Below are 11,913 nucleotides of genomic sequence, written 5' to 3'. Positions count from 1 at the left end.
TAAATATCCGCTATAAACATCCTATTATGGAATATAAATAAGTATTCAAGCGCCGATCTATATCTTGCTGTATTCAAAGCTTGATAGAAACATCTCCATGTATACTCCATAAAAAGGGGGAAACCACTTTGAACTATAACTATTTCAAATCGAAATTGTTTCTGAAATTCACTGGTTCGTATCTACTTATCCTTCTTATTCCGCTTATATTTGTAATCGTTTTCATTTACCGAAATGCTACCGATAATTTACAAAAGGAGATTGAAAATGCTCACTTTAATCAGCTCACCCAAATTAAAACGGTAGTGGATGGACGCATGAATGATTTAAGAGATATGGCGTCACGGATGTCATACGACGCTCGTCTCGCTCATTATCGCATACTGGATCCTTATGAAAGTCGTGACGCGATAGCGGCACTAGATAGCTACAAATCTTCCAATTCCATTGTGGAGGATATATTTCTGTACTATCATCATGACCCTAATATTTATTCCAATCATGGCATGTATAGCCTGGATGTATTTCGTAGCTCCTATCAGTTTGGAAGCTGGAAGAATGATGAACTTGTGACTGCTTTAAACTCGTCCAAATTTCCATCCATTCGACTTACGAACATGCTGAATCAAAATTCACCACTCGAGCAATCTGTATTAACCTATATCCTGCCGATCATTCCCAACACCTCAGATCCATATGCTTCTGTCATGTACCTCATTAAAGAGAAAGAGTTGGCATATCTGATCGATTCCGTTCTCGGTAACTATCGAGGATTAACGTATATTTTTGATAATCATGGACGTGTTTTATCCTATAGTGGCCATGGAGATACAGTTAGCCAACAGGATATAAAGCGGTTATCAGAGCTTCCACCCGGCATACATAATCTATCGATAAACAACGAAGATCATTCGGTTATTTCCGTCACATCAGATGTCAATGGCTGGTCATATGTGACTTTAATGGCGAGTAATCAATTTTTCAGTAGCGTGCTTAATGTTCGGAGCTTCATCATTATTTTATTCATTGTGATCGCCATTGTAGGAACGGCCATCGCTCTATTATTCGCTCGGATGCAATATCTTCCGATTGCTGAGCTCGTTCGCTTCACGAACAAAAAAACAGATACACCGGCCTCCGGAAATGAGCTCGAGTATATACGATCAACATTACAGCAGTATAGCTCCAAGGTTGATCTCCAAGAGCCCTATGCACGCAACCATGTTCTCTCCATGCTATTAAAGCATGGACATGCACAAATGATGACGCATGGAATATTCGATACCTTTCATCTGCACTTCGAGCAAAGTCATCATTTTGTCATGATGATGGGCTGGGATGACTTAGAACAGCAGCATCTTCAGGCGCGACAAGAAGTACATCGCAAGCTTGCGTATATTGAATTTCCAGCGCTTGCTGCACAAGTATACGGTGTAGAGCTCCCGCAATTGGATCAGCTCGCACTCATTGTGAGCTTACAGCTCGAAGATGATGAGGCACTCGCTGCACAAATCGTTCATATCGTGGATGCGATCCGTGAATATACATTAGGCATAATGGATATCCACCCGATGATCGGTGTAGGCAAATGTTATGAGAGCCCTCAGCAGCTTAATCAATCCTTTGTTGAGGCTTGCTCCGCCTTCGAATTACGTAAATCGACCGAGCATGGAACCACCGTGTATTTTGAAAAGCTATCCAGTACCCATGATCAAACGGTGTTACTCCCTAGTAACGAGCTATTAAAGCTTGCACAAAGCTTGAAGCAGGGCAACTACGAGGTCGCCAAACAAATTATTCACACCGCCATCCATGGGCTTGATAATAAACAACGATCCACCCTGCTGATGCGATGCGTATTGTTCGACCTGCTGAATACCATGCTCAAAACTGCAGTTGAGTTAAAGATGGATAACATGATGCAGTCTGCTTCTCCCCATTTCATGAATGGTCCCGTTCATCTTATAGAGCAGAATTTCTACCGTTTAGCCACTCAGATTTGTACACAGGTAGAGCAGACGCATAAAAAAGAAGAACATTCACTTATGGATCATATCGTTGCTTTTATCGACCAGCACTATGTTGATCATTCACTTAGCCTTGAATCTGTTTCTGCTGCGTTTACGATTTCACCTTCCCATCTCAGTCGTTCATTCAAGGATAAGGTCGGCATCAACTTCGTCCAATATATTTGGCAAAAACGATTAGATAAGGTCAAGGAACAGCTCGTAATAACAAGTGATCCGTTAAAAGATATTATCCAGCGCGTCGGCTACCTCGACACACCAAACTTTATTCGAAAATTCAAAAAGGAAACCGGTTATACCCCGGGCCAGTATCGACAGATGAATAGTAATCATCCCAATACTGAGCCTAACGATACCGTATAATCCTTTCTCGGTTAGGGTTCATCATAACTTTCCGGTCATGCCTAGCATGACCGGAAAGTTTTTCAAAATATGAGAATGTATAAGCTTCACAAATTATTTGCTAGCAGCCCATGTATCGTATGCTTGTTGATACGTTGATTCGAGCTTCTCATACCCCATTTTTTTCATTTGAGCGATATATTTATCCCAATTGGTTAATGGCTCTGCGCCTGTAACGAATTTCGCTTCCATTTCCTTCACGTATTTATCCAAATCGGAACGGAGTGTTTTGATTTCCGTCTGTTGGTCTACCGTCAGGAATACCGATGGGAAGGGAGCCTTTGCAATAGGTGTAAGCTTTGTAGCTGTTTCTTTGTCAATCCAGTCATCAAAGCTAGTACGAAGACCTAAAACATAGCTGTTCTCATAGGAACCTGGTGTATTAATCCCGTAGTTTGGCGTGATTGTACCGCGGTATTCTTCACGATCCGTACCATCTGGAACTGGCAGCCATTCTTTCTCGCCTGTTGCTTTATCTTTGTATTTAAATAACGTACCTTCAGGTCCATACGCCCAGAAGGAATACCCTTCTTCGCTAAATTGGTAATCAATCCAGCGCATACTTGCTTCCGGGTTCGGGTTCGTGTTTGAAATCGCGAAACCGCCAATGGTGTTAATACCAGGATGCTTGCCGTATACAGGTGTTCCAGCAATATCACTAGATACAGGCTGCATCATCGGGTTATCTTCACTCGGTTCACCACCAAGCGTGAAGTATGGAAAATAATCGGAGAATAAGGCCACTTGATTGTTTTTCCCTTTTGCTTTCTTCTGCTCATCGGTTTGAGAGAATGTTTCATGATCCAGCAAATTCTCGTTCCATAAGCGATTCAAGAAGGTTAAATATTCTTTGTAGGCTGGTTCAGCTTGTGGAAAGTGTACTTTGTTCTCCTTATCTACGTAGATATCCTCGTTATACATCCCCCAGAATCCGAGGAAGAACATCCGTAAATCATCTAATTTCACAGAGGATAGAGGAACCTCATCGTCTTTACCGTTTCCGTTCGCATCTTCCTCTTTAACCTTCTTCAAATAGTTGTATAGCTCTTCTGTTGTCTGCGGTAATTTGTTCTCCATGCCGAACTTCTTCAAGAACTTCCCGTTATACCACATCGGTCCACGATACCATACCGCAGATGGCTGAATATTGCGTAGTGCATAGATATGTCCATCTGGTGTTGTCATTGATTTGCGAATATCCGGATTTGCATCGAGAATTTTTTTTAAATTAGGTGCGTAGCCCTCATCAATGTATTTTTCTAAAGGCAGCAACAATCCTTGACTTCCGTAGGTAACTTGATCCGATCCTTTTAGATCCGCCGCATAAAAAATATCGGGAAGCGTACCGCTTGCAAATACCAAATTCTTTTTCGTCTCAAAGCTGTCTTGTGGGGCGTTTTGAATCTTTAACTTAATATTCGTCATCTTCTCGTATTCCTGAATAACAGGCATCTTGTTCCAATCCTGACGCCCTACATCCGGTGCCATAATAGAAAGCTCAATCGGATCATCCACGATAGGAAAGCCCGTCTTATGAACCTCTGCGGCTGTGTCTGAGCTTTCTGTGCTTGCCGTCCCCTTATCGCCACTCGATCCACATGCAGTAAAAATAGAAATTGACATGGAAAGACATAACAACATGAGTCCAGTTTTACGATAATTCATCATACAAAAACCTCCCCTTTTTTACTTGTATCTTAAGATCAACCCTTAACAGAGCCAATCATGACACCTTGCACGAAATAACGTTGCAAGAATGGATAGACAGCAATAATCGGAAGCGTAGATACGATAATGACCCCATACTTCACAAGTGAAGCAATTTCTGCCTTGTTGTTCTGGGCTGCTGCAGCTGTCGCATCGATAATGCCACCTACTTGCGATTGCATTTCCTGAAGAACGAGAATCTGACGAAGCACAAGCTGCAATGGATATTTCGCATCATCATTCAGGTAGATCATGGCGCCGAAATAGCTGTTCCAATGCCCTACCCCGTAGAATAAGGCCATAACTGCGATAATTGGCATCGATAACGGGAGAACAATCCGCAGGAATAATCGAATATTCGTCGCGCCATCGATTTGAGCCGCATCTTGAAGCTCAGCTGGAATGGAGTTCGCGAAGAAGGTACGAGAGACGATAATATTCCAGATTGACGCTGCGCCAGGAATTACCAGTGCCCACATCGTGTTGACCATGCCTAGCCCTTTTACCAACATGTATGTAGGGACGAGACCGCCTCCAATGAACATCGTTACCATGAACATCCCCATGAAAAACCCACGGCCTACAAAGTCCTTACGACTGAGTGCATATGCCGCTGGCATCGTAACGACCAAGTTAATCGTTGTGCCTAGCAATGTATACAAAATCGTATTTCCATACCCCGTCCAAATCTTCGAGTTCTGAAATACAATCTCATACCCCTTAAAGGTAATTCCTTTTGGAAAGAGCCACATTTCACCGGAAGCAACCATCTTCGGATCACTGATGGATGCGCTAATAATATATAAGATGGGATATGCGACTAACAGCAATGCTATTGCCACATACGTATAGATGCAAATTAGGAATATTCGGTCTCGCTTAGATAGCTTTATACCTGATACCATAAATTCCAACCTCCTTCTACCATAGACTGTTCTCGCTCGTACGGCGGACAATCTGATTCACCGTAATGAGCAGGATGCAATTGACAATGGAGTTAAATAAACCAACAGCTGTTGAGAAGCTATATTGCGCATCGACAAGACCAGATCGATAGACAAAGGTTGAAATCACATCAGAGCTTGACATATTTAACGAATTTTGAAGAAGTAATATTTTCTCAAAACCTACACTTAACAAGCCACCCATATTCAGAATTAATAGAATGGTCATGGTCGGTATAAGCGCTGGTATATTGATGTAGCGAACACGTTGGAAGCGAGAGGCCCCGTCAATGATTGCCGCTTCATGTAAGCCTGGGTCTACACCCGAGAGTGCCGCCAAATAAATAATCGTCCCCCAACCCGCACTCTGCCACACGCCTGAGAATACATACATCGTCTTAAACCAACCAGGGCTTGTCAGAAACTGCGGTGCACTAAAGCCTAAACCTTCAATGGCATGAATAATTATACCGTTCGATGGAGACAAGAAGGTAATAATCATCCCCGCCATAACAACCACAGAAATGAAATGAGGTGCATACGTAACGGTCTGAACAAGTCGCTTGAAGAAGCCATCCTTCACTTCGTTAAACGCAAGCGCCAGAATAATTGGGATTGGGAATCCAATGGCTAATTCATACAAGCTAATACTGAGCGTGTTCCACAGCAAATCCCAGAAATAGTACGAGTTAAAAAATCGAATGAAATGATCAAAGCCTACCCATTCACTGCCAAAATAGCCTTTTGACGGAATGTAGTTCTTAAAAGCAATCTGAATCCCATACATCGGTCCATAGCTGAAAATGAGGAAGTAAAAGAATGCAGGTGCGATAAAAATGTAAAGCTCCCAATTCTGACAAATCTTCTTCCATGTCTCGTTTCTGCCCTTACGCTTTTCTTTCGGTGCTGAATTCACAGTTCGCATATGTACGCTTCCTGTTTCATGCATCGCGACATCCCCTCCTTATAGGTAATGATGAGAACATTCTGATCATCGAGTGAGCATCATTATCTATCGAATTGTTATCAATCGCATTAATGCTAGCGCTTACATTTACACTATATAGAATCGAGCGAATCGTAAATATGTCATTCTCGCTTATCAAGAATTTCGTGTTGTACTGCGGGATGATATACGTTTCACCGCTATGTTGATGTTCTAAAAATGTGTCATTCTTGCGCTTTTCGCTCATCATTCCGTTGTATTACAATGCCAAAGCTGCTCACAGAGGCAATGTGTATAAATCTCCATAGAACATGTTTTTTTTGCGCATTTAAAGGGAATTCATCCTAAATCTAACGTTTGTTGACTGAAGTATCATGTTTCTTAACTGGAAGCATCTCACTGTACTTTATAAAATTAATTCAGGGAAAGCGGTTACAAATGGCAGCATGTATGAAACACATGAAGGAGCGGATGATATGAGCACTAAACTTGAACGCAGCAAAATTAGAAAGCGCATACACTGGCGAAAGCAAGATTCCGAGTTAACCCTGCTCGCCTTGCCGACATTCATCTGGTATATCTTATTTTCTTTCTTACCGATGTTCGGTATGATTATTGCTTTTAAAAATTTCAAAATCAGCGGCAACTTTATTAGCAACGTAATAAATAGTTCATGGGTCGGCTTCAAAAACTTTGAATTCTTATTCAAATCAAATGATGCCTGGATCATTCTTCGTAACACGATAGGGTATAACATCATTTTCATTATTCTTGGCATCGTGTTACCGGTAATGTTCGCCATTATGATCAGCCTGCTGCATAGCCGCAAAGCAAGCAAGGTTTATCAGACCATGATGTTTCTGCCCTACTTTCTGTCATGGGTAGTTGTCTCTGCTGTAGGCTGGGCCTTCTTCAGCTTTGATAAAGGCATCCTCAATCAATTTCTTGTGGGTATTGGGCATGATGCAGTGAATTGGTATATGGAACCGCAATATTGGCCCTACATTCTTATCTTTTTAAACATCTGGAAGAGCATTGGTTATGGCATGATTATTTATCTGGCCACCATCACGGGAATCGACAGCACCTATTATGAGGCTGCAGTTATTGATGGAGCTTCAATCTGGCAGCAGACACGCTTCATTACCTTACCCATGCTAAAGCTGGTCATTGTCATGATGTTCATCCTGTCAGTAGGTCGTATTTTTTACACGGATTTCGGACTATTCTATCAGGTCACACGAGACTCCAACTCCCTCTTCAATGTGGCCACAACAGTTGATGTCCTAGTTTATAAACAGCTAAAGACCGCCACCGTAGGAATGGCATCCGCTGCCGCTTTCGTCCAATCGATGCTGGGCTGTATTACCATTCTAAGTGCTAACTGGATCGTTAAAAAAATCGATTCCGACAGTGCAATGATCTAGGAGGAGAGACTATGGAAAAGACACCCACCTATCAATCTGGCTTGGAGAAATTCAACCGCACAAGTAACGGCATCAATGCTTTGTTCACCCTAATTTTTATTCTGCTGGCCATTGCCTGTGTCGTGCCTGTGATCGTCGTGTTATCCATATCGCTTACCGACGAATCCTATATTCGTGAAACAGGATACAGCATTTTCCCAACCGCTCTATCCGGAGATGCTTACTCTTATATCGCCAAGCAAGGAACGATGATTCTGCGGGCGCTAGGTGTATCCCTACTTGTAACTGTCGTAGGTACTGTACTTGGCGTGCTGCTCACCACAACAATGGGATATGTCATTTCACGCCCGGCTTACAAGCTCAAGAACTTCCTCACCTGGGTTGTATTCATCCCGATGGTATTTAACGGGGGGCTAGTCTCCAGTTACTTTATCAACACAAATTTCTTGGGACTCAAAAACAGCGTTTGGGCACTCATCCTGCCGCTCGCAGTATCCTCCTTTAACGTTATTATTTGTAAAACCTTTTTCAGGAGCACGATCCCTGATGGCTTAATCGAATCTGCTGAAATTGACGGGGCTAGTCAGTTTCGCACCTTCTTCTCAATCATTCTCCCAATCTCCTTGCCTGTACTAGCTACGATTGGACTGTTCCTCTGCTTCGGTTACTGGAACGACTGGTTTCAATCGATGCTGTATATCGATAATCAGAATCTCTATTCGCTACAAGCGCTACTTAACAGCTTAATGTCCAATGCCGATGCGCTCGCCCGAAACTCAATAAGCATGGGTATCAGCTTTGCTGAGCTGGTCGCAACAATGCCTAAAGAATCTGCCCGTATGGCTGTTGCTATTCTCATCGTGTTGCCTGTTGCCTGCGCGTATCCCTTCTTCCAGAGATACTTCATTACCGGCCTTACCATTGGCGCAGTCAAAGGCTAGTCCCGAAATAAGCCAAGCCAAGCTTGGTTTATGATATATAACCGTACTTTTACTACGGTACTATTCATCATTCAACACTAGGAGGAGTTAAAGTGAAGAACACCCTAAAGTTCGCCTCAACATTGTGTATTCTCGCATTAATGCTGTCCCTGCTTGCTGCATGTGGCAGCTCAAAGCCAGCGGCGTCCACAGCAACCAATGAAAACGAGAGTGGCACAACTGCTACTGATGCACCAACCACCAAGGAAATTCCTACATTGGTATGGTGGCTGATCGGCGGACAGGTTCCTGAGAATTTTAGTAAAGCCGTTGAGCAAATGAACGAATACACCGCTGAGAAAATCGGTGTCAAAGTGGACATCAAGGTGGCCAGCTGGGGAGAATGGGATACAAAAATCAACACCATTGTGAATACAGGTGAACCCTTTGATATGATGTTTACCAACAACACAAAGTACAGTAAGCAGGTCGCTATGGGAGCGTTCGCGGACATTACGGATCTGGTACAAAGTGAGGCCCCTGAACTTTACAAGTCTATCCCTACCAAAGTATGGGATGGTGTGAAAATTGGCGGAAAATATTTTGCTGTACCGACGTATAAAGATTCTTCATTAACTCAATATTGGGTATTCGATGACAAGCTTGTACAAAAATATAATATTGATTACCAAAACATTAAAACGATGCAAGATTTAGACAAACCTTTTCATGATATGAAAGCTGGTGAAGGCAAAAGCTTCTACCCGTTGCAGTTGATCCAAGGCGAAGGCTTCCCGGGCATTTTAAACAATTATGATGATATGACTTTAGGTTTCAATCCTATTGGAGTAAACGTTGAGGATGCTTCCAGGAAAGTCGTGTCCGTGTTTGAACAACCGGAAGTTATGACTAACTTAAAGCTGCTACATCAGTGGTATAAAGATGGTATTGTTAACCCGGATGCACCAACTAAAACTGAAGGCGACAAATACAGAGCATTCTTCTCCGCACAAGCCTTCCCTGGCGCAGAAGCTGGCTGGCAAATCACCGCAGGGATAGACAAATACGTCATGACTCAAATTTTTGGGCCTTTGTATACAACTAGTACAATTCAAGGCTCCATGAATGTAATCTCGGCAAATTCCAAATACAAAGTGGAAGCTATGAAATATTTGCAATTAGTGAATACAGATCCTAAATTAAGAAACATGCTTGCATTTGGTGAATTAGGCGTCGACTATAAGAACATTGACGGAGAGAAATCCATTGAGCGGATCAGTGATACATGGCCTTTGGCAGCTTACTCCCAAGGTACCTTCTTCAATCTTGCGGTTACGAAGGGAGCTCCTCTAGATCAGTGGGAACAAGTAAAAAAACTGAACGAACAAGCGGCATCCTCTAGCGTATTGGGCTTCGCACTTGATATTGGTGAGTTGCAGACTGAGGTTGCTAACTGCCAAGCTGTATATGATAAATATAGATATGAACTGCTTACAGGCGCTTCTGATCCTGAGAAGGTAATCCCTAAATTGCTGTCTGAGCTGAAAAATGCAGGAATGGACAAAATCATGCAAGTTGCTCAAGAACAAATCAACAATTACTTTAAGTAAAGCTTATCGAACTCACATGGTATATCAGCGCTGATATACCATGTATTTTCCTTTCATACTTTAAAATTTATTTGAACTAAAGTTACGCTTCATATATATTTACAGTGAATTATATGCTCTCTCAACCACAGCAACGAGAGACTTATTCCTCTATATTATGTGTCTGACCTTAGGGGGCATTACAAATGAGGTTTTGGAGGAGTTCTTTTTTTCACATTAAAATATATCGTAATAAATTTTGGGCATACCTGATCTTCATTGTAACCATCGGGTTAACACTGGGCACTATGACCAGCGCTATTCTTATTAATCAATGGATCGGAAACGCACGGATTGAAGCTGCGAATGCCTTTTCCCGTATTGAGAACAACTTTCAGAATGATGCCGACCGGATTGAAGCTTACATGCAAAGATTGTATTCCAATCAGGATCTGATGAAAGACGTCCGTTATTTTATGAGCCCTTCCGTAGAAGGGTATCTGACTAAAAGATTGAAGAATAGTCCTTATTCATCACAATCACTGCTCTCTTTTCCTGAGGATACTAAAACATATCTTTACAGCTGGGCCCAGGGAGATATTACTCAAATCAGCGTTCATACCAAGGACTACGGAAATGTTATCTATTTTAATAGTTTTGGTATTCCTAGCTTCCAGTTTGGCGTTCCAAATTCTGACGAAATCTTTGATGAAAGTATACAAAAGGGCTTCGTCTCTCGCAAAAAACTAAATCAAAGTGCTACAGAACCAGGGGAAATCCACTTCCAGATCAGTAGCAAGCGAATATTCAGTATCGTAAATAATTATCAACTCGGTAATGCGGCTATAATTAACCCCTCTACCGGGGAGATATTCAATATTGGTAATAATAAATCCATGACGGAAGAAATCACCCAACAAGCGGTTGCGAATAATAATAATCATGGCTTTATCGTATATAAAGGATATATTCCCATTTTCTATGTTACCTTTACATCTACCAAATACAATTATCGATTTATTAGTACAGTAGACTTGGCTGCACTAATAAGTCAGCATAGCACGGTGTTGCTCAATATATTTATGATCGTCTTTACCGCTATGATCTGTGTACTCCTGCTCGTAGTCTACAACCTTCGTGATGATTCGCGATTTCTGCACCGTATTATACAGTCAATCAAACGTGCGAAAACTGCTGACTTCACCCCAAATAAGCCTGCACGTTATCGTATGAATGAATATGGTATGATTGCCCGAGAAGTCGACGATATGATACACCAATTAGACAAATATATTCGAAATGAATACTTACTTAAGTTAAAACAGCAGGAAGCAGAAATGAAAGCGCTTCAACATCAAATCAACCCACATTTTCTTTATAATACCTTGGAGGTTATTCGATCTACTGCATTGGTTCATCAGAATGAGCCTACCGCAGATGCGATTGCAACCTTGGGAGCGTTGTATCGAGAAATTGTTAAGAAAGAAAATATTATTTCAATAGGCAGTGAACTAGAGCTGTTACGAAAATACCTGCAAATTATGGAGTTTAAATATCCTGAGCACTTTTTTTACCAAATTGATGTTGAAGATACTATTCTTGCTCTTTCTACTGTGAAGTTCTGGATGCAGCCCTTGGCAGAAAACTTCTTTGTCCATGGGTTTGATATAAATAAGGAATTTAATTTATTTATCGTGTCTGGTTGGGAAGATGAAGACTTCTATAGACTGGATTTCATTGACAATGGCGTACGAATTGATGAAGAACGGTTAACTGCCATAAGACGAATCCTCTCGAGTAATCATGACCATGCCACCAAAAGCATTGGATTATATAATGTCTATGCCCGGCTTAATTTTTTCTATCAAGACGATTTCTCGATTAGTATTGAGAACAACGATGAAGCTGGTGTCAAAATCTCTGTACAGATTTCTAAGAGAGGTGATTAGAT

Annotated in this window: 8 protein-coding genes; 5 read left to right on the top strand and 3 right to left on the bottom strand. The window is 41.7% G+C overall.

The genetic code is table 11. From position 1 onward, the window contains the following. Positions 1 to 128 precede the first annotated feature (128 nt). Entirely contained in the window at positions 129 to 2,390 is a 2,262-nt protein-coding gene (locus ACN6KS_RS08470) for a helix-turn-helix domain-containing protein (protein ID WP_440961785.1), read from the top strand. A 93-nt stretch (positions 2,391 to 2,483) separates the two neighbouring features. Here the strand turns inward: ACN6KS_RS08470 and ACN6KS_RS08465 are convergent, their stop codons facing one another. The 3 genes from ACN6KS_RS08465 to ACN6KS_RS08455 are packed head-to-tail and all read right to left on the bottom strand — an operon-like array spanning position 2,484 to position 6,005. Beyond that, a complete protein-coding gene (locus ACN6KS_RS08465) occupies positions 2,484 to 4,097 on the bottom strand; it encodes an extracellular solute-binding protein (RefSeq protein WP_094878103.1) in 1,614 nt (537 codons plus the stop codon). A 35-nt stretch (positions 4,098 to 4,132) separates the two neighbouring features. After that, entirely contained in the window at positions 4,133 to 5,041 is a 909-nt protein-coding gene (locus tag ACN6KS_RS08460; protein ID WP_094874569.1) for a carbohydrate ABC transporter permease, read from the bottom strand. Between the two features lie 16 nt (positions 5,042 to 5,057). Then, positions 5,058 to 6,005, bottom strand: coding sequence for an ABC transporter permease (locus ACN6KS_RS08455; protein WP_440962380.1), 948 nt, complete (start codon positions 6,003 to 6,005; stop codon positions 5,058 to 5,060). 497 nt (positions 6,006 to 6,502) lie between these two features. Between ACN6KS_RS08455 and ACN6KS_RS08450 the strand changes: the two genes are divergently transcribed. The 4 genes from ACN6KS_RS08450 (at position 6,503) to ACN6KS_RS08435 (ending at position 11,911) form a co-directional block, all read left to right on the top strand. Then, a complete protein-coding gene (locus ACN6KS_RS08450; protein ID WP_094870502.1) occupies positions 6,503 to 7,453 on the top strand; it encodes an ABC transporter permease in 951 nt (316 codons plus the stop codon). Positions 7,454 to 7,464: 11 nt separating this feature from the next. Further along, entirely contained in the window at positions 7,465 to 8,394 is a 930-nt protein-coding gene (locus tag ACN6KS_RS08445; RefSeq protein WP_440961784.1) for a carbohydrate ABC transporter permease, read from the top strand. Positions 8,395 to 8,486: 92 nt separating this feature from the next. Further along, positions 8,487 to 9,983, top strand: coding sequence for an ABC transporter substrate-binding protein (locus tag ACN6KS_RS08440; protein WP_094878105.1), 1,497 nt, complete (start codon positions 8,487 to 8,489; stop codon positions 9,981 to 9,983). Positions 9,984 to 10,168: 185 nt separating this feature from the next. Beyond that, on the top strand, positions 10,169 to 11,911 hold the full coding sequence (locus ACN6KS_RS08435) for a sensor histidine kinase (RefSeq protein ID WP_256990618.1): 1,743 nt from the start codon (positions 10,169 to 10,171) through the stop codon (positions 11,909 to 11,911). Positions 11,912 to 11,913: the final 2 nt, after the last annotated feature.

The sequence above is a fragment of the Paenibacillus nitricinens genome (genome assembly GCF_052056485.1).
GTDB classification, from domain to species: Bacteria; Bacillota; Bacilli; order Paenibacillales; family Paenibacillaceae; genus Paenibacillus_AQ; species Paenibacillus_AQ nitricinens.
The sequence above is the reverse complement of the archived record's forward strand: the minus strand, read 5'-3'. Positions and strand labels throughout refer to the sequence as shown.